Annotated in this window: 8 protein-coding genes and 1 pseudogene; 8 read left to right on the top strand and 1 reads right to left on the bottom strand. The window is 77.6% G+C overall.

Annotation, left to right across the window (positions count from 1 at the left end; genetic code table 11):
* The first annotated feature begins 7 nt into the window (after positions 1 to 7).
* The 8 genes and pseudogenes from ACZ7JZ_RS26365 to ACZ7JZ_RS26330 form a co-directional block, all read left to right on the top strand.
* A complete protein-coding gene (locus tag ACZ7JZ_RS26365) occupies positions 8 to 4858 on the top strand; it encodes a type I polyketide synthase (protein ID WP_470943407.1) in 4851 nt (1616 codons plus the stop codon).
* Between the two features lie 71 nt (positions 4859 to 4929).
* On the top strand, positions 4930 to 10608 hold the full coding sequence (locus ACZ7JZ_RS26360) for an SDR family NAD(P)-dependent oxidoreductase (RefSeq protein WP_470943405.1): 5679 nt from the start codon (positions 4930 to 4932) through the stop codon (positions 10606 to 10608).
* Positions 10609 to 10622: 14 nt separating this feature from the next.
* On the top strand, positions 10623 to 11825 hold the full coding sequence (locus ACZ7JZ_RS26355) for a cytochrome P450 family protein (RefSeq protein WP_470943404.1): 1203 nt from the start codon (positions 10623 to 10625) through the stop codon (positions 11823 to 11825).
* A gap of 88 nt (positions 11826 to 11913) precedes the next feature.
* A complete protein-coding gene (locus ACZ7JZ_RS26350) occupies positions 11914 to 13221 on the top strand; it encodes an activator-dependent family glycosyltransferase (RefSeq protein WP_470943403.1) in 1308 nt (435 codons plus the stop codon).
* Positions 13218 to 13964: a class I SAM-dependent methyltransferase gene (locus ACZ7JZ_RS26345; RefSeq protein WP_470943401.1), complete on the top strand. Its 747-nt coding sequence runs from the start codon at positions 13218 to 13220 to the stop codon at positions 13962 to 13964. Before ACZ7JZ_RS26350 ends, ACZ7JZ_RS26345 begins: the two co-directional genes overlap by 4 nt.
* Positions 13965 to 13971: 7 nt before the next feature.
* A complete protein-coding gene (locus tag ACZ7JZ_RS26340) occupies positions 13972 to 14658 on the top strand; it encodes a 4'-phosphopantetheinyl transferase family protein (RefSeq protein WP_470943400.1) in 687 nt (228 codons plus the stop codon).
* Positions 14659 to 14680: 22 nt separating this feature from the next.
* Positions 14681 to 15946, top strand: coding sequence for a beta/alpha barrel domain-containing protein (locus ACZ7JZ_RS26335; RefSeq protein ID WP_470943399.1), 1266 nt, complete (start codon positions 14681 to 14683; stop codon positions 15944 to 15946).
* A gap of 210 nt (positions 15947 to 16156) precedes the next feature.
* A pseudogene (locus tag ACZ7JZ_RS26330) lies at positions 16157 to 18145 on the top strand (helix-turn-helix domain-containing protein); the annotation flags it as partial.
* Here ACZ7JZ_RS26330 and ACZ7JZ_RS26325 read toward each other — a convergent pair.
* Positions 18135 to 19664 carry an IS701 family transposase gene (locus ACZ7JZ_RS26325; RefSeq protein WP_470943397.1) on the bottom strand — a complete coding sequence of 510 codons (1530 nt, stop codon included), beginning with the start codon at positions 19662 to 19664 and terminating at the stop codon, positions 18135 to 18137. The pseudogene ACZ7JZ_RS26330 and the gene ACZ7JZ_RS26325 overlap by 11 nt on opposite strands.
* Positions 19665 to 19884: the final 220 nt, after the last annotated feature.

Genomic DNA, 19884 nt, shown 5'->3' with positions numbered 1-19884 from the left:
ACGAGACATGGCGAACGAAGAGAAGCTCCGCGAGTACCTGAAGCGGGCCACCACCGAACTGCACCGCACCAGCGAGCGCCTCAAGGAACTGGAGGCCCGCGCCCACGAGCCGATCGCGATCGTCGGCATGGCCTGCCGCTTCCCGGGGGGCGTCAGCACCCCGGAGGCCCTGTGGGAGCTGGTCTCCACGGGCACCGACGCGGTCTCGCCCTTCCCGGGCGACCGCGGCTGGGACGTCCAGGGGCTCTACGACCCCGACCCGGACGCGGCCGGCCGCTCGTACTGCCGTGAGGGCGGCTTCCTCCAGTCGGCCGGGGCCTTCGACCCCGCCTTCTTCGGGATCTCCCCCCGCGAGGCGGTCGCGATGGACCCCCAGCAGCGGCTGCTGCTGGAGACCTCCTGGGAGGCCCTGGAGCGCGCCGGGGTCGACCCGCGCTCGCTCAAGGGCTCCCGCACCGGGGTGTTCGTCGGCGCCTGGAACGGCGGCTACACCGAAGGGGTCCACGAGCCCTCCGCCCAGCTCGAGGGCGACCTCCTCACCGGCGGGGTGGTCAGCTTCACCTCCGGCCGCATCTCCTACACCCTGGGCCTCGAAGGCCCGTCCGTCACCGTCGACACCGCCTGCTCCTCCTCCCTGGTGGCCCTCCACCAGGCCGCGCAGTCGCTGCGCCAGGGCGAATGCGACCTCGCCCTGGCCGGCGGCGTCACCGTCATGTCCACCCCCGCCGTCTTCGTCCAGTTCTCCCGCCAGCGCGGCGTGGCCGCCGACGGCCGCTGCAAGGCCTTCGCCGACTCCGCCGACGGGTTCGGCCCCGGCGAGGGCGCCGGCATCCTCCTCGTGGAGCGGCTCTCCGACGCGGTCCGCAAGGGGCACCCCGTCCTCGCCGTGCTCCGCGGCTCCGCCGTCAACCAGGACGGCGCGAGCAACGGGCTCACCGCCCCCAGCGGCGCCGCCCAGCAGCGCGTCATCCGCCAGGCCCTCGCGGACGCCCAGGTCACCGCCGCCGACGTCGACGCCGTCGAGGCGCACGGTACGGGCACCAAGCTCGGCGACCCCATCGAGGTGCACGCCCTCATCGACACCTACGGCAGTGCGCACACCGCCGAACGGCCGCTGTGGCTCGGCTCGTTGAAGTCGAACATCGGCCACACCCAGGCCGCCGCCGGGGTGGGCGGGGTCATCAAGATGGTGATGGCCCTGCGCTCGGGCCTGCTGCCGCAGACCCTGCACATCGACGCCCCCTCCTCCGAGATCCTCTGGGACGGCGGCGCCGTGGAGCTGCTGACCGAGTCCCGTGCCTGGCCCGAGACCGGCCGCGCCCGCCGCGCGGGCGTCTCCTCCTTCGGCGTGAGCGGTACGAACGCCCACGTGATCCTGGAGCAGGCCCCCGCGCCCGAGACCCCGGAGGAGACCCCGGCCCGCGCGCTGCCCGTCGTACCGCGGATCCTCACCGCCCGCTCCAAGACCGCCCTCAGGGCCCAGGCCGAGCGGCTGCGGGCCCGGCTCGACCGGGACCGGGAGCGCGGCGCGGAGCCGCGCGAACTGGACCTGGCGTACTCCCTTGCGGCCACGCGTTCGGTCTTCGAACACCGGCAGGTCACCCTCGGCACCACCGTCGTGGAGGACCTCGCGGGTCCCACGGGTCGCCGCGCGCTGGTGTTCCCGGGGCAGGGGACGCAGTGGGTCGGGATGGGTGCCGGTCTGCTGGAGTCCTCGCCGGTCTTCGCCGCCCGTCTGCGCGAGTGCGCCGACGCGCTGGCGCCGTTCGTGGACTTCGACGCGGTCGAGGTCGTACGGGAGGGCCACTCGCTGGACCGTGTGGACGTGGTCCAGCCGGTGACCTGGGCCGTGATGGTTTCGCTGGCCGAGCTGTGGCGCTCCCTCGGGGTGGTCCCCGATGCGGTGGTCGGTCACTCGCAGGGCGAGATCGCGGCTGCTGCGGTGTCCGGTGCGCTGTCCCTCGAGGACGCGGCCCGGGTCGTCGCGCTCCGCGCCGCCGTGATCGGCCGCGAGCTCGCCGGTCTCGGCGGCATGGCCTCGATTCCCCTTCCCCGTACGGCAGTTGAGGAGCGCCTCTCGGCTCCCGAGTGGACGGGCCGGCTCGGTGTGGCCGCCGTCAACGGGCCGTCCAGCACGGTCGTCGCCGGTGACGCCGACGCCATCACGGCCTTCGTCGCGGCCTGCCAGGCCGAGGACGTCCGCGCCCGGCAGGTCCCGGTGGACTACGCCTCGCACTCCGCGCACGTGGAGCGCATCGAGGCCGAGCTGCTGGACGTCCTCGCCCCGATCGCCCCGCGCCGCTCCGAGATCCCCTTCTACTCCACCGTCGAGGGCCGCCTCCTCACCGACACCACCGTCCTCGACGCCTCGTACTGGTACCGCAACCTCCGCCAGACCGTCCGCTTCGAGGACACCGTCCGGGTGCTCCTGTCGAAGGGATTCGGCACCTTCGTGGAGTCCAGTGCCCACCCCGTGCTCGTCATGGGCATCCAGGAGACCGCCGACGCGGCCGGCCACGAGGTGCTCACCGGCGGCTCGCTGCGCCGCGACAAGGGCGGGCCGGAGCGGTTCCTGACCTCCGCCGCCGAGCTGTTCGTCCGCGGGGTCGACGTGGACTGGGCCGCCCTCTTCGAGGGCACCGGCGCCCGTACCGTCGACCTGCCCACGTACGCCTTCCAGCACAAGAGCTACTGGCTCGAACCCTCCGTACGGTCCGCCCCGGCGGACACCGACCCGACCGGCACCGACGGCTGGCGCTACCGCACCACCTGGCAGGGCCTGCCCGAGCCGGCCGCCGCGCCCGCGCTCTCCGGCCGCTGGCTGCTCGTCCTGTCCGCGGGGGCCGCCGAGGCCGACCCGGCGCAGGGCGCCTTCGCGGAGGCCGCCGAAGCCGCCCTCACCCGGTACGGGGCCCGCACCGAGCGCCTGGTCCTCGACACCGCCACCGCGACCCGCGGGGCGCTGGCCGCGCAACTGGCCGCGTACGAGACCGCCCAGGCCCCCGGCGGGACCTTCGACGGCGCCTTCGACGGGGTCCTCTCCCTGCTCGGCACCGACACCCGCCCGCACCCCGGCCACCCCGGGCTCGCGCTCTCCGTGCCCGGCACCACCCTCCTCGCCCAGGCCGCCGCCGACGCCGGGCTCACCGCCCGGCTGTGGGCCGTCACCCGCGGCGCCGTCGCCGTCTCGCCCGCCGAGCGGCCCGGCTCCGAAGGCGCCCAGGTCTGGGGCCTCGGCCGCGGTATCGCCCTGGAGCACCCCACCCTGTGGGGCGGCCTGGTCGACCTGCCCGCGGACCCCGACGAGCGCGCCTGGCAGCGGCTCGCCGCCGCCCTCGGCGGCGCGGACCCCGCCGCGGGAGACGAGGACCAGATCGCCGTCCGCGCCTCCGGCAGCTACGGCCGCCGGCTCGTCCCGGCCGGCGGCGCCCCCGCCCGCCGCAGCTACACGCCCCGCGGCACCGTCCTGGTCACCGGCGGCACCGGCGCCCTCGGCGCCCACGTGGCCCGCTGGCTCGCCGGGGCCGGAGCCGCCCACCTGGTCCTCACCGGCCGCCGGGGCCCCGAGGCCCCCGGCGCCGCCGAACTGGCCGCGGAACTGCGCGCCCTGGGCGCCGAGGTCACCGTCGCCGCCTGCGACGTCTCCGACCGGCAGGCCGTGGCCGCGCTCCTGGATGCCCACCCGCCGACCGCCGTCTTCCACACCGCGGGCGTCCCGCACTCGGCGGCCCTCCTCGACACCGACACCGCGTCCCTCGCCGAGGTCTACGCGGGCAAGGTCGCCGGCGCGCACCACCTGCACGAGCTCACCCGCGGCCTCGCGCTCGACGCCTTCGTCCTCTACTCCTCCGGCGCGGGCGTCTGGGGCAGCGGCGGCCAGAGTGCCTACGGGGCGGCGAACGCCGCCCTCGACGCCCTCGCCGAGCAGCGCCGCGCCGACGGGCTGCCCGCCACCTCCGTGGCCTGGGGCCTGTGGGGCGGCGGCGGCATGGGCGAGGGCGCGGGCGAGGAGTTCCTCAGCAGCCGCGGCCTGCGCGCCATGGACCCGGTACGGGCCGTGGCGGCCCTCGCCCGGGCCCTGGACCGCGAGGACGGCTGCGTCGCCCTCGCCGACATGGACTGGCCGCTCTTCGCCAAGGGGTTCACCACCTTCCGGCCCAGCCCGCTGATCGGCGGCCTGCCCGGCGTGCGCGAGTCCCTGGACCCCGCCGGGTCCGTCGCCGCGCAGGACTCCGGGGCCGGCGCGGACGGGGCCGGGCTCACCGCCCTGCTCGCCGCCGCGGGCCCCGCCGAGCAGTACGAGCTCGTGCTCGACGAGGTCCGCTCCGGCGTCGCGGCCGTACTCGGCCACGGCGGCCCCGAAGAGGTGGACCCCGAAGAGGCCTTCAAGGACCTCGGGTTCAGCTCCCTCACCGCGGGCGAGCTCGCCGGCCGGCTCAGCCGCGCCTGCGGCCGCAAACTGCCCCCGACCCTGGTCTTCGACCACCCGACGGCCGCCGCCATGGCCGGCTACCTCACCGAACTCCTGCGCCCGGCTGCCGCGGCCGCCGGAGCGGCGGGCGCCGCGTCCCCCGAGGAGCAGCGGATCCGGGCCGCCCTGGCCGCGGTCCCGCTGTCCGCACTGCGGGAGGCCGGACTGCTGGACACCCTCCTCGCCCTGGCCCCCGCCGGGGCCGGCACGGCGGCGCCCGAGCAGTTCTCAGGCGGCGCCGGGTTTGATGGGCCGGACCGGCTCGACCCCGCCGCAGGCCGCGAGGAACACGGCGGGTTCGGCCCCGCGGACCTGGACGGGCTCGACGACCTCGACGAGCTCGACGGGGACGCGCTGATCGAGCTCGCCCTGCGCGACGCCGCCTGACCGCGCCGGAAACCGGCGGCCGCAAGGCCGCCGGCCCGCCCGCCCCGCCCAGAGAGGGACCACCGATGGCCATGTCCTCCGAAAAGCTCATGGAGGCGCTACGGACCTCCCTGAAGGAGGCCGAGCGGCTGCGCAGGCGCAACCGGGAGCTGGTCGCGGCCGCCCACGAGCCCATCGCGGTCGTCGGGATGGCCTGCCGCTACCCGGGCGGGGTCGACTCGCCCGAGGCCCTGTGGGAGCTCGTCGCCTCCGGGACGGACGCCGTCGCGCCCTTCCCGGAGGACCGCGGCTGGGACCTGGAGGGCCTCTACGACCCGGACCCCGAGTCCCCGGGCACCACCTACTGCAACCAGGGCGGATTCCTCTCCGGCGCCGCGGACTTCGACGCCGCGTTCTTCGGGATCTCGCCCCGCGAGGCCGTGGTCATGGACCCCCAGCAGCGGCTGCTGCTGGAGGTCTCCTGGGAGGCCCTCGAACGCACCGGACTGGACCCGCGCACCCTGCGCGGCTCCGGTACGGGCGTCTACGTCGGCGCCGCCCACGCCGAGTACGCCACCGACCTGGACCGGGTCCCGGCCGGCTCCGAGGGCTACCTGCTCACCGGCAGCGCCGACGCCGTGCTGTCCGGCCGCATCAGCTACGTCCTGGGGCTCGAAGGCCCCGCCATGACCGTGGAGACGGCCTGCTCCTCCTCCCTGGTCGCCCTCCACCTCGCCGTCGCCGCCCTGCGCCGCGGCGAATGCGCGCTCGCCCTGGCGGGCGGCGCGGCCGTCATGCCCGACGCGGCCGCCTTCGTCGAGTTCTCCCGGCAGAAGGGCCTGGCCCCGGACGGCCGCTGCAAGGCCTTCTCCGCCGACGCGGACGGCACCGGCTGGGCCGAGGGCGCCGGCATGGTCGTCCTGGAGCGCCTCTCCGACGCGCGCCGGGCCGGCCGCGAGGTCCTCGCCGTCATCCGCGGCACCGCCGTCAACCAGGACGGCGCCAGCAACGGGCTCACCGCCCCCAACGGCCCCTCCCAGCAGCGCGTCATCCGCGCCGCGCTCGCCGACGCCGGGATCGAGGCCCGGTCCGTGGACGCCGTCGAGGCGCACGGCACCGGCACCCGGCTCGGCGACCCCATCGAGGCCCAGGCCCTGCTGGACGTGTACGGGCAGGACCGCGAGCCGGGACGGCCGCTGTGGCTGGGCTCCCTCAAGTCCAACATCGGCCACTCGCAGGCCGCCGCCGGGGTCGGCGGGGTCATCAAGACCGTCCAGTCCCTGCGCCACGGCCTGCTCCCCAAGACCCTGCACGCCGACACCCCCACCCCGCACGCCGACTGGTCCTCCGGCGGCGTCCGCCTCCTCGCCGACCCGGTCGCCTGGCCCGCCGGCCCGCACCCCCGCCGCGCCGGGGTCTCCGCCTTCGGCGTCGGCGGCACGAACGCCCACGTCATCGTGGAGGAGGCACCCCCGGAGCCCGCACCGGGCCCGGACGGTACGGGGTCCCCGGCCGGTACGGAGTCCCGGACCGGCACGGCGTCGGCCCAGGCAGCCCCGGCAGCCCCGACCGGTCCGGCCGAAGGCGTTAACGGCGTTAACGCCGCCGCGGTGCCCCGGGGCGCCAACACGCCCCCGGGGGAGGCGCGTTCCGCCGCCCCCGTTAACGGCGTTAACGCCGTTAACGCCCCACCCGCCCCGGAGGCCCCACCCGCCCCGCCCGTGCCCTGGTTCCTGTCGGGCCGCACGCCCGAGGCCCTCCGCGCCCAGGCGGACCGGCTGCGCACCCACCTCGCCGGACCCGCCGGGGAGCAGCCGACCGCCGAGCGCGTCGGGCACGCCCTGGCCACCTCCCGGACCGCCTTCGAGCACCGCGCCGTGGTCCTCGGCGCCACGTACGCAGAGCTGACCCGCGGCCTCGCCGCCCTCGCCGACGGGACCGCCTCGCCCGCGGTGCTGACCGGGGTCCGCCGCCGCGAGGCCAAGACCGCCTTCCTGTTCACCGGCCAGGGCAGCCAGCGCCCCGGCATGGTCCGCGAACTGCGCGCCGCCCAGCCGGTGTTCGCCCAGGCCCTCGACGCCGTGGCCGAACGGCTCGACCCGCACCTCGGGCGCCCGCTCACCGAGGTCCTCGACGCGGCCCCCGGCAGCCCCGGGGAAGCCCTCCTGCACCAGACCCAGTACGCGCAGGCCGCCCTCTTCGCCGTCGAGACCGCCCTCTTCCGGCTCCTGGAGCACTGGGGGATGCGCCCCGACGTGCTCCTCGGCCACTCCGTGGGCGAGATCGCCGCCGCCCACGCGGCCGGGGTCCTCGGCCTCGACGACGCGTGCGCCCTGGTCGCCGCCCGCGGCCGCCTCATGCAGGCCCTGCCGCCCGGCGGCGCCATGCTGTCCGTACGGGCCGCCGAGGACGACGTACGGGACCTGCTGGCCGGCCGCGAGGACGTCCTCGCCGTGGCCGCCGTCAACGGACCCCGCTCCCTGGTCCTGTCCGGCACCGCCGAAGCCGTCGCGGACGCCCGGGCCGTTCTCGCCGAACGCGGCTGCAAGACCAAGCAGTTGACGGTCAGTCACGCCTTCCACTCGCCGCTCATGGACCCGATGCTGGCGGAGTTCCGCGCCGTCGCGGACGGGCTCGACTACCGCGCCCCCCGCATCCCCGTAATCTCCAACGTCACCGGCCGCCGCGCCACCGGCCGGGACCTGCGCACCGGCGCCTACTGGGCCGCGCACGTCCGCGGCGCCGTCCGCTTCGCCGACGGCGTCCGCACCGCCCGCGGGCTGGGCGCCGCCACCTTCGTCGAGCTCGGCCCCGACCCGGTGCTGTGCGGGATGGCCACCGAGGTCCTGGCCGCGCAGGAGGCCGGCGGCGACCCGGCCGACGCACCCGTCCTGGTGCCCGTACTGCGCCGCGGCCGCCCCGCAGCCGCCACCCTGCTGCGGGCGGTGGCCGCCGCCGCCACCCGCGGCGCCGCCCTCGACCGCGGCCGGCTCTTCCCCGGCGGCCCGGCCCGCCCGCTCCCGCTCCCCGTCTACGCCTGGCAGCACCGCCGGTACTGGATCGCCCCGAGCCCCCGCGGCCGCTCCGGCGCCGCCCCGGCCGGCGGCGCCCGCCGCCACCACGTCACGTGGACCCCGCTGCCCGACGGCTCCGGCGCCCCCCTCACCGGCACCTGGCTCCTGGTCGAGCCCGCCGGAGCGGCCCCGGACCCGCTCGCCCCGGCCGCCGACCGCGCCGAACGGGCCCTGCGCGCCCGCGGCGCCGCGGTCCGCAGGCTCCGCGTGCACCCCGCGCAAGCCGACCGCGCCTCGCTCGCGGCCCTGCTCCGCGCCGACGCGGGCGCGCAAGGTGACACAGCCGCACCCGTCGAGGGGGTGCTTTCCCTCCTCGGCGCGGATGATCGGGAGCAGCCCGGATCCGGGCTGGTGCCGGCCGCCGTCCGGGCCACCCTGTCCCTTGTCCAGGCGATGGAGGAGACGTCCATGTCCGCACGCCTCTGGTGCGCGACCCGGGGAGCCGTGGCCACGGCACCCGGCGAGCGGCCGCGGGCTGCGGCGGCCCAGATCTGGGGGCTCGGCCGCGTGGCCGCCCTCGAACTCCCCGCCCTGTGGGGCGGAATGGTGGACCTCCCCGACACCGCTCCCGCCGACGCCGACGACGGTGACAGCGCCGACGAGACCGCCTGGCGGCTCCTCGCCGAGGCCCTCGGCGGCCCCGAGGACCAGGTCGCCGTCCGCGGCACCGGAGCCCTCGCCGGTACTCTCGGCCGCCGCCTCACCGCGGCCCCCGCCCCCCGGTCCGCAGCCCCGTACCGCCCCCGCGGCACCGTCCTGGTCACCGGCGGCACCGGCGCCCTCGGCGGCCACCTCGCCCGCCGCCTCGCCCGCGAGGGCGCCGCGCACCTCCTGCTCGTCGGCCGCCGCGGAGCCCACGCCCCCGGCGCCGCCGCACTGGAGGCCGAACTCCTCGCCCTCGGCGCGAAGACCACCTTCGCCGCCTGCGACGTCGCCGACCGGGACGCCCTCGCCGCGCTCCTCGCCGCGGTGCCCGCCGACGCCCCCCTGACCGCCGTCTTCCACGCCGCCGGGGTGCCCCAGGTCAGCCCGCTGACCGGGACCGGCCCCGAGCTGGTCGAGGAGGTGTACGCGGGCAAGGTCGCCGGCGCGCACCACCTGCACGAGCTCACCCGCGGCCTCGCGCTCGACGCCTTCGTCCTCTACTCCTCCGGCGCGGGCGTCTGGGGCAGCGCCGGCCAGTGCGCCTACGCCGCCGCGAACGCCGCGCTCGACGCCCTCGCCGAGCAGCGCCGCGCCGACGGGCTGCCCGCCACCTCCGTGGCCTGGGGCCTGTGGGGCGGCGGCGGCATGGGCGAGGGGGAGGGCGCCGCGTACCTCCTGCGCCGGGGCGTGCGCCCCATGGACCCGCAGGAGGCCCTCACCCAGCTCTTCCGCGCCGTCTCCGCGGGCGAGGCCCAGGTCACCGTCACCGACACCGACTGGGAGCGGTTCGCCCTCGGGTTCACCTCCCGCCGCCCCAGCCCGCTGATCTCCCTGCTCGCCGCCCCGGCCGCCGCCCCCGGCGCCCCGGCCGGGGCCGCCCCGGCCGCCGGCGCCCGCCCGCGCGACCTGCGCGCCGAGCTCGCCGCACTGGCCCCCGCCGCCCGCACCGCGGCCGTCCTGGCCCTGGTCCGCACCGAGGCCGCCGCCGTCCTCGGGTACGAGGACCCCGAAGAGGTCGCCGCCGACGGGCCGTTCACCCTGGCCGGCTTCGACTCCCTCGCCCTCACCGAGTTCCGGCGCAGGCTGGCCGCCGCCACCGGCACCGACCTGCCCCCCGAGGCCCTCTACGACCACGACACCCCCGACGCCCTGACCGCCCATCTCGACGCGCTCCTGAGCGGGCCCGCCGAGGCCGCCCCGGCCGCCGGACCCGGCGCCGACACCACCCTGGTCGCGGTCTACCGCTCCGCGGTGGCGCAGAGCCGGGTCGCCGAGGCCGTCGGCGCCCTGGGCGCCGTCGCCGCCCTCCGCCCGGTGTTCACCGCGCCCGCGGACCAGCCCGTCACCCCCGTCCGGCTGGCCGACGGCCCCGCGGACGCGGACGGGCTGCTCCTGATCGGCGTCACCGGCACCGCGGCCGTCTCCGGCCCGGCCGAGTTCGCCGCCTTCGCCGCCGCCCTGGCCGGACGCCGCACCGTGGCCGCCCTGCCCCAGCCCGGCTTCCGGTCCGGGGAGCTGCTGCCCGGCAGCCTGGACGCCCTGTGCGCGGCCCACGCCGAGGCCGTCGACCGGTACGCCGGCGGCCGCCCGTACGCCCTGGTCGGCCACTCCGCCGGGGCCAACGTCGCCCACGCCCTCACCCGGTACCTGGAAGCCCGCGGCACCGGGCCCGCCGCCCTGGTCCTCGCGGACGTCTACACCCCCAGCGCCCCCGGGGCCATGGGGGTCTGGCGGGACGTCATGCTCCGCTGGGCGATGGACCGCACGGTGGTGCCGCTCGACGACACGCGGCTCACCGCTATGGGCGCGTACCACCGGCTCCTGCTGGACTGGACCCCCCAGCCCACCCGCGCGCCGGTCCTCCACCTGCGCGCCGCCGAACCCATGGCCGCGTGGACCGATCCCGCGACGGACTGGAAGTCCGTCTGGGACGGCGCCCGCACCGTCACCGACGTACCCGGCAACCACTTCACGATGATGACCGAGCACGCCCCGACCACGGCCCGCACCGTCGACGCCTGGCTCGACGCGCTGCCCGGCGGTGACCGATGACGAGGAGTCGCACCATGACCTCCGAGCTGCTGACCGACGACCCGGGCCGCGAGACGGCCCTGGCGGGCGCCCGCCGGGCCCGCAGGAACCAGCTCACCCGCGCCGCCCAGTGGTTCGCGGGCATCCAGAACGACCCGTACGGCCTGATCCTGCGCTCCGGGACCGAGGACCCCCGCGCCCACGAGGAGCGGATCCGCGCCGCCGGCCCGCTCTTCCACAGCGCCCCCCTCGACACCTGGGTGACGGCCGACCGCGCCGTCGCCGAGGAGGTCGTCTCCGGCGGCGCCTTCGACGGGCCCGGCGCCGGTCCCGAGGCCGCCGCCGCGGACGGGCTCCCGTACCGCAGCGCCGTCCTGTCCGTGGACCGGGACACCGCGGCCCGGCTCGCCCCCCTCACCGTCCTGGGCGGCCCCCTGCTGTGGGCCGAGGAGGACGAGTGCCTGGAGAAGCGGACGGTCACGTTCGCCCGCGCGCTGCTCGCCGGGCTCGGCCACCGCTTCGACCTCACCGAGGAGTTCGCCCGCCGGCTCGTCGGCCAGGTGCTCGCCGAGCAGCTCGGCCTGCCCGAGGCCGCCCACGCGCGGTTCGCGGAGGTCCTGCCCGACTGCCGCCACGCCCTCGACGGACTGCTGTCCCCCCAGCCGTACGCCGTGGCCCGCGCCGCCGAGGCCGCCGAGGCCACCCTCGGCGCCCTGCTCGCCGACGGGCTCCACGAGGCCGGGGCCGACACCGTGCAGGCCGCCCGGATCCTCGCCGTCAGCGCCAGCGAGACCACGGCCGTGCTCCTCACCAACTCCGTGCGCAGGCTGCTCGCCGAGCCCGGGGCCTGGCAGAAGCTCGCGGCCGACCCCGCCCTCGCCGCCGAGGCGGTCGCGGACACCCTGCGGCAGGCCCCGCCGGTCCGGCTGGAGACCCGTACCGCCACCCGGGACACCGCGCTCGCCGGTACGGAGCTGCCCGCGGGCAGCCGCGTCACCGTGCTCGTCGCCGCCGTGAACCGCGATCCGCAGGCCCCCGCGGACGCCGCCCCCTTCGGGCTCCCCGCCGACCTGCACTTCGCGCTCTCCGGCCGGCTCGTCACCGTCATCGCGCGGGCCGCCCTCGGCGCGCTCGCCGAAGCCCTCCCCGGCCTGCGCACCGCGGGCGAGGAGGTCACCCGGCTGCGCTCGCCCGTCCTGGGCGCCCCCGCATCCTTCCCCGTCGCCAAGAGCGACTGACGGGCCCGCCGGCCGGGCCCGCAGCGGGGCCCGGCCACCGAAGACCACGACCCCGACCGCAACGAGCCAGACGAGGGCGGACGATGCCATGCGCGTCCTGATCACGTGCTTCGCGCACAACACGCACTACTACAACCTGGTGCCGCTGGCCTGGGCGCTGCGCGCCGCCGGACACGAGGTACGGGTGGCCAGCCAGCCCGCGCTCACCGAGGTGATCAACGGCTCCGGGCTGACCGCCGTACCCGTCGGCGACTTCGACTCCATCGTCGAGCTGATGACGCAGATCGGCGGCGACCCCACCCCGTACCAGCAGGGCTTCGACTTCGCCGACACCGTCACCGAGCCGCTCGGCTGGGAGCACGCCCTCGGCCAGCAGACCATGATGACGGCCATGTCGTTCGCCCCCCTCAACGGGGACACGACCATCGACGCCATCGTGGACTTCGCCCGCGCCTGGCAGCCCGACCTCGTCCTGTGGGAGCCGTTCACGTACGCCGGCCCGATCGCCGCCCACGTGACCGGCGCGGCCCACGCCCGGCTCCTGTGGGGCCCCGACGTGGTCCTCAACGCCCGCCGGCAGTTCCTCGAACTCCTCGCCGGGCAGCCCGCCGAGCGCCGCGAGGACCCCATGGCCGAATGGCTCACGTGGACCCTGGAGCGCTTCGGCACCTCCCCCACCGCCGCGGACATCGAGGAGATCACCTGCGGCCAGGCCACCGTCGACCCGGCCCCCGCGAGCCTGCGCATCCCCGTCCCCGGCGAACTGCTGCCCATGCGGTACGTCCCCTACAACGGGCCGTCCGTCATACCCGGGTGGCTGCACACCCCGCCCGCCCGGCCGCGGGTCTGCGTCACCCTCGGCGTCTCCGCCCGCGAGACCTTCGGCCGCGACGCCGTCCCCTTCGAGGAGCTGCTGCACGCCCTCGGAGACATCGACGCCGAGATCGTCGCCACCTTCGACGCCAGCCAGCTCCAGGACCGCGAGGCCCTCCCCGCCAACATCCGGGTCGTGGACTTCGTCCCCATGGACGCCCTGCTGCCCACCTGCGCGGCGATCGTCCACCACGGCGGCGCCGGCACCGGCTACACCGCCACCCTGCACGGCGTACCCCAGATCATCGTGGCCTCCCTCTGGGACGCCCCGCTCAAGGCCCGCCTCCACGAGGCCGCGGGTGCCGGCATCGACCTGCCGCCCGAGAAGCTCGACGCCGCCTCCCTGCGCGAGGCCGTCCTGCGGGCCCTGACCGACCCCTCCGTCGCCGCGGCCGCCCAGCGGCTGCGCGCGGAGGCCCTGGCCGAGCCCACCCCCGCCGGGCTGGTCCCGGCCCTCGAAGAACTCGCGGCCCGGCGGGGCCGCCCGCAGCCCGCACACCCCAGCCAAGGAGAGACGACGTGACCACCACCGCAGCCCCCGCGGGCAGCGGCTACGCCGACGGCATAGCCCGCCTCTACGACCTGGTCCACCAGGGCAAGGGCAAGGACTACGCCCGCGAGGCCGCCGACCTGGCCGCCCTGATCACCTCCCGCGCGCCCGGCGCCACCAGCCTCCTCGACGTGGCCTGCGGCACCGGCCTGCACCTGGAGCACCTGACCGCCGCCTTCGCCACCGTCGAGGGCGTGGAGATCTCCGCCGACATGCGGGACATCGCCGTCCGCCGCAACCCGGGCGTCCCCGTCCACCTCGGCGATATGCGCGACTTCGACCTCGGCACCACCTTCTCCGCCGTCACCTGCATGTTCAGCTCCATCGGCCACATGGCCGACCAGGCCGAACTCGACGCCGCCCTGGCCCGGTTCGCGGCCCACCTCGAACCCGGCGGCGTGGTCGTCGTCGAACCCTGGTGGACCCCCGCCACCTTCACCCCCGGCTTCGTCGGCGCCTCCATCACCGAGGCCGAGGGCAAGACCATCTCCCGCGTCTCCCACTCGCAGACCGAGGGCAGCGCCACCCGCATCGACGTGCACTACCTCATCGCCGAGCCCGGCCGCGAGATCGCCCACCTCGCCGAGACCCACCTCATCACCCTCTTCACGCGCGAGGCCTACGAGCAGGCCTTCGTCCGCGCCGGCCTCACCGTCGAGTTCCAGGAGGGCGGCCCCTCCGGGCGCGGCCTGTTCATCGGCACCCGGGCGGCGTGAGCCCCGCATGATCGAGGGGATCCTCCCGCCCGGGGCGGTCTCGGTCGACACGGCCGGGGAGTTCCCGCAGGAGCTGCTCTTCGCGGGGGAGCGGGCCCTGGTCCGCGACGCCGTAGAAGAGCGGCGCCGCGAGTTCGCCACGGTCCGCGTCTGCGCCCACCGGGCGCTCGCCGCCCTCGGGCGGGCCGCCGAACCGGTGCTCTCCGGCCGCCGCGGCGAACCGCTGTGGCCGGCGGGCACGGTCGGCTCCCTGACCCACTGCGAGGGCTACCGCGGCGCCGCCCTGGCCCCCGCCGGCCGGTGGCGCTCGCTCGGCATCGACGCCGAACCGCACCTCGCGCTGCCGCCGGGGGTGACCCGCGGGATCGCCTCCGCCGGCGAGCGGGAGCAGCTGCGCGAGCTGGCCCGCCGCCACCCCGGCACCCGCTGGGACCGGCTGCTGTTCAGCGCCAAGGAGTCCCTGTTCAAGGCCTGGTCCCCGGTCACCCACCGGACCCTCGACTTCGACTCCGCCGAGCTCGAACTCGACCCGGCCTCCCGCTCCTTCACCGCCCGGCTGCGCACCCCCGGCCCGGTGCAGGACGGCCGCGCCCTCACCCGCCTCACCGGCCGCTGGACGGTCACGAACGGCCTCCTCCTGACCGCCGTGGCCATCCCGCCCGCCCCGCCCGCGCCGCCCCCGGCACCCCTCTGACCCCACCTCCCAGGGACAGGCCATGTCTGCTACGTACGGCGCGTCCACCGCACCAGGCGCGCCCCGCACCCCCGGCACCCCCGCCGCACCCTTGGGGTCCGCCGCCTTCGTCCGGCGGCTCGCCGGGGAGCAGGTCGCCCTCCACCTGGACGGCTACGAACGCGGCATGACCGCCTCCGGAGCCCTGGCCGGGCTCCTCGGCGGCGGGGCCGTCACCGGTGCCTCCTGGCATCCCGCCGCGGCCGCCGCCGCCCTTGCCGGGGGCCGCGCCTACCGGGCCCAGCTCCACGACCTCGCCCTCCTCGGCACCCCCGCCGCCCCCGCCCTGCGGGCGCTGCTCGCCCACGACGGCCGGCTGCTGTGCGCGGCCCTGCGGCCCGCCGCCGAACGCTCCGGCGGCCGCGACGGCCACGCCACCCTCCCGCTGCCGCCCGCCGGCCCCGCCGCCCCCGCCGGCACCCCCCTCGCCGAGGCCCGGGCCCTGCACTGGGCCGTGGACCGGCCGGGCCTCCTGGTCGGGATCAGCCCCTGGACCGCCCCCGCGGACGGCACCGGGCCCGGATCGCGCACTGCCGCCCGTACCCTCGCCGACTGCCTCGCCGAGGGCATCGGCGTGCACGCGCAGCTCGTCCTCGACCCCGCCGCCTGCCGCGAGGTGCTCCAGGCCCTCCTCACCGGGTACGAGCGGGCCCGCGCCGCCGGCCGCGACCTCTCCCGCACCGGCGCCGCCCTCACCCTGCCCCTCGGCCTGCTCGCCGGATCCGTCGACGCCCGCCTGGCCCGCCGCCCCGGTGCCCCGCCCGCCGCCGGCCGGCTGGCCGCCCGCGCCTGCGCCCGGCTCTGCTACCAGGAGTACGAGCGCACCCTCGACGACCCGCGCTGGCGCTCCCTGGTCGCCGACGGGGCCCGCCCGTTCCGGATCACCTGCTCGGCGGCGTACACCCTGCGCTCCGGAGCCCTGCGCACCGGCGCCGCGCCCCGCCCCGACCTCGTCGCCCCCGGCCTCGCGCTCGCCGCCGGTGCCGAGGGGCTCGCCGCCTTCCTCGGATCCGGGGAGCTCGGCCCCGAGAACCTCGGCGCCCGCCCGGGACGCCCCGGCGGCGGGGAGGAGGCGGTGCTCGCCGCCCTCGGGACCTGCCTGGGCTGCGAGGCAGAACGGCTCGTGCACCGGCAGAGGACCGCTCTGCGCCGCTCCTGGGACAACCTGCTCGCCGCCCTCGCCCGGCAGCTGCCCGCCGACCCGCACCGGCCCCTGCCAAACCCCCCGGAAGCGAACCAACCAGGCTAAGGACGGGCCCCGTTGGCCTCAAGGTGCCCGGAACACACCGTGCCGCCCCGCACCCGCCCCCCGGTGGTGGCCGGGCCACCGCCCCGCGCTGCGAGCCGCCGCCGCCCCGCCCGCCCGGGGGCGCGGGAAGCCGGTTGACGCTCCGTCGGACGGGTGGTTACGGTCCCCGGACCGTCAAGATCAGGCCGATTCGTCCGCTGGGGGGCTGCGATGACAGGGGAGGACGCGTACGCCGGGCCGGGGCCCGGCAGCGCCGGGAGCGGCGCGGGCGGCGGTACGGGCGGTACGGGCGGCAGCGCAGGCACCGGCAGCGGCGCCGAACTCCTGGAGGTCCTCGAACTCCTCGCGGCCGAGGCGCCCGCCCACGCGTACGAGCAGCTCGTCGCCCGGGCCCGCCGCGCGGGGGCCGACCCCCGCCTGCTCGACCGGCTCGGCCGCGCCAAGGGGCTCGCCCACGAGGTCAACTCCCTCTTCGACCGGCGCCGCCAGCGCGAGGCCGAACTCGCCGCGCTCGTCGACACCGCCCTCGACCTCACCGAGCCCCGCCGCCTCGACGCCACCCTGCGCCTGATCACCCGCCGCGCCCGGCTGCTCCTCAAGACCGACCTCGCCTGGACCGCCCTCGCCGACGAGCACACCGGCGACCTGGCGGTCGGCACCGCCGACGGGGCCGTCAGCGCCCGTACCGCCGGCCACCGCATCCCCGCCGCCGCCCTGTCCGCGGGCGCCGCCCCCGGCGAACTCCCCGGCCCCTTCTGGACCTCCGACCACCTCGCCGACCACCCCGCCGGGGACCGCGCCGGGCACACGGGCGCCCTCGAGGGGCTCCTGGAGGCCGAGTCCCTCCACGCCGTGCTCGGCGTACCCCTGCGGGACGGGGACCGCTGCCTCGGCTTCCTCTACGCCGCCGACCGCGGGATACGGCACTTCAGCCCCGACGAGGTCGCGCTCATGTGCTCCCTCGCCGACCTGTCCGCCGTCGCCATCAAGACGGCCCGCCTGCTGGAGACCGTCCGGGCCGCCAACACCGCACTGGAGGACGCCGGGACCCGGGCCCGGGCCGGGCTCAGCGACGCCCTGCGCGCCAAGCACCTCCAGGACGACCTGGTCCGGCTCGTCCTCGACGGCATCGGCATGGACGAGCTCCTCGCCCGCGCCTGCGCCGAACTCGGCGGCGGCCTCTCCGTCTGGGGGCAGGGCGGCGAACGCCTCGCCGGGCACGGCCGCACCGGCCGCCCCGACCCCGCGGAGCTGGAGCGCGTACGGCTCACCGCGGCCGCCACCGGCATCGCCTGCCCCATGGCCGACGGCACCCTGGTCGTCCCGCTCTCGGTCCGCTCCGAGGACGTGGGCTCGCTGCTCCTGCACCCCGGCGGACCCGAGCGCCCCGAAGCGCCGGGAGAGCACGGACAGCCGCCGGGGCCGGCAGATCCGCAGGCGGCCGGCGGTCCCCTCCCCGCCCCCGGCGCGCCCAGCGAGCAGGTCCTGCTCTCCTACGCGCGCACCGTGTCCCTCCTGCTGGTCATGCAGCGCTCCACCGACGCCGGGGGACAGGCCGACGACGACCTCCTCGAAGACCTCGTCACCTGGGACGGCCCCGCCGAGGGCCTGCGGCGCCGGGCCCGGCGGTTCGCCGCCCGGCTGGAGCGCCCGCACGTGCTGGTCGTCGCCCACCCCCGGACCGCGGCCGCCGACCTCGCCGAGGGCTGGGCCGCCGGGCACGCCCGCCGCCACCGCGGCATGAAGACCGTGCAGGGCGAGCGCATCGTCCTGCTGCTGCCCGGCGAGGACCCGGCCGCCTGCGCCGAACAGGTCCGCGCCGGGCTCGCCCAGGCCACCGGCGCCCCCGCCACCGCCGGTGCGGCCCCCGTGGCCGAGGGCGCCGACGGGGTCCGGCGCGCCCACCAGGAGGCCGTGCGCTGCCTGGAGGCGCTCACCGCGCTCGGCGGCGCAGGCCGCTCCGCCGCCGCCCGCGACCTGGGCTTCATCGGGATGCTGCTCGCCGAGGACCACGACGCCGCCGGCTTCGTCGAGCGGACCCTCGGGCCCCTCCTCGACCACGACGCCGAGCGGTTCAGCAACCTGGTCGAGACCCTCGACGGCTGGTTCACCGCCGCCGGCAGCCCCACCCGCGCCGCCGAACTCCTCTACGTCCACCCCAACACGGTCTCGCGCCGCCTGGAGCGCATCAGCCAGCTGCTCGGTCCGGACTGGCAGCAGCCGGAGCGCTCCCTGGAGCTCCAACTCGCCCTGCGGCTGCAGCGGGCGCGCGTCTTCCACGGCCCCGTACCCGCCGCCCCCCGGTCATGGGAATCGACGTGACCGTGCCGCGGCCGCGGTGCGCCCCCGAGTCCAGCAGCCGCACCGCGTGCGCCAGCGACACCAGCGTCACGTGCCGGTGCCAGCCGTGGAACGAGCGCCCCTCGAAATCCAGCGCCCCCACCGGCAGGCTCGTCCCGGTGAAGTCGGCGTCCGCCCGGCCGATCAGCTTGCCCAGCCCCAGCAGCGCGCCCCGCCCGGCGCCGCCCAGGTTCGTCAGCCACAGCTCCGAGACCTCGCGGCTGTTCGGCGACCACACGCCCACCAGCGTCAGCGGGGCGTCCGCCGCGGGCCGCCCCCCGGCGGCCCCCTGACGCGCCCGCGGCCCCGCGAGCCCCGGCAGCCGCACGGGCAGCAGCGACACCAGCGAGGTCTTCGGCAGCCCCGGACCCGCCGGGTCGAACCACTCCACCGGCCGCCGCTGCGAGCGCGCCAGCTCCGCCAGCTGCTCCGCGGAGGCCGCGACGGCCCGGGTCCCGCCCGCCGACAGCGCCGGCGCCAGCAGGCTCGTACCACCGCCCACCCGCAGCAGGAAGGACAGCCCGGCCTGCGAGAAGGCCTCCACCATCGGCAGCACGGCCTCCTCGCGGACGTCCGCCACCACCGGCAGCCGCGTCAGCCCCCAGCCCGCCGTCTCCAGCACCATGTCCCGCGCCAGGTCCTCCGCCGAACCGGCGTCCACCGAGTCCGGGATCGCGGCCCGCTGGCGCCGCTCCGCGTCCTCGAGCCAGTCGCCCGACAGCGACAGCCGCCAGTTCACCGGGGCCGCCGCCGAGGCGGAGGCCAGCCACAGCCCGTACCCGTGCTGGCTGTTGACCACCTGCCCCAGCTGCGGCACGAACCGCCGCCCCACGCCCACCGAGTGACGGCCCGTCTTCGGGATCACCAGCGGGCGCACCACCCAGGCCTTCGGCGCCAGCAGCCGGTCCAGCCGGGCCGCCAGCTCCGCCCGCAGCGGGGACCAGTCCCAGGTGGAGCAGCTGATGAAGTGGTGCAGGCTCTGCTCCGCCGAGCGCTCGTCCGTGCTCGCGGCCAGATTGCGCATGGTCTTGCGGCCGGGGGCGTGCAGCAGCCCGTTCACGTACAGCTCGCCCTTGTGCCGCTGGTCGCGGCGGCGCAGCGGGGACAGCACCGAGGCGCACAGCGCACGCGCCGCGCCCTGCGCCGCCGCCCGCTCGTACGGCGCGCCGTACCCGGAACCGGACAGCGGCCCGGGGACCGGACCGCGGCCGGTCCCGAAGGCCCCGTGCGCCGGTCCGTACGCGGCTCCGAACGCCGTTCCGTACCCGGGCCCGTACGCGGCTGCGCGCACCGGGCCGGACACCGGGCCGGAGTCCGGAGCGAACTCCGGTTCGGGCAGCAGGCTCGGGGCTTCCACCGCCTGGAGAGTGGACCTCATGACGCTCCTCGGGGTCTCGGCGCCCCGGAACCTGCCGGGCCGGGGCCGCACTGCTGGGACCCCTCCACCGTCCCCGGCCGCCCCGCCCCGGCCCAGGTCCGCCGGAAACACACTTCCCGGCCAACTCCCCTCCGCGGCCGCCCCGGACGGGCGGGCCGCCCGCCGGCCGGCCGGACCCCGGCCCGAGTGGTGGCCCGGCCACCGCCCCGCCGCCCGCCCG

Source organism: Streptomyces sp. NPDC038213 (genome assembly GCF_055600495.1).
This window is presented reverse-complemented; position numbering and strand designations above follow the sequence as displayed.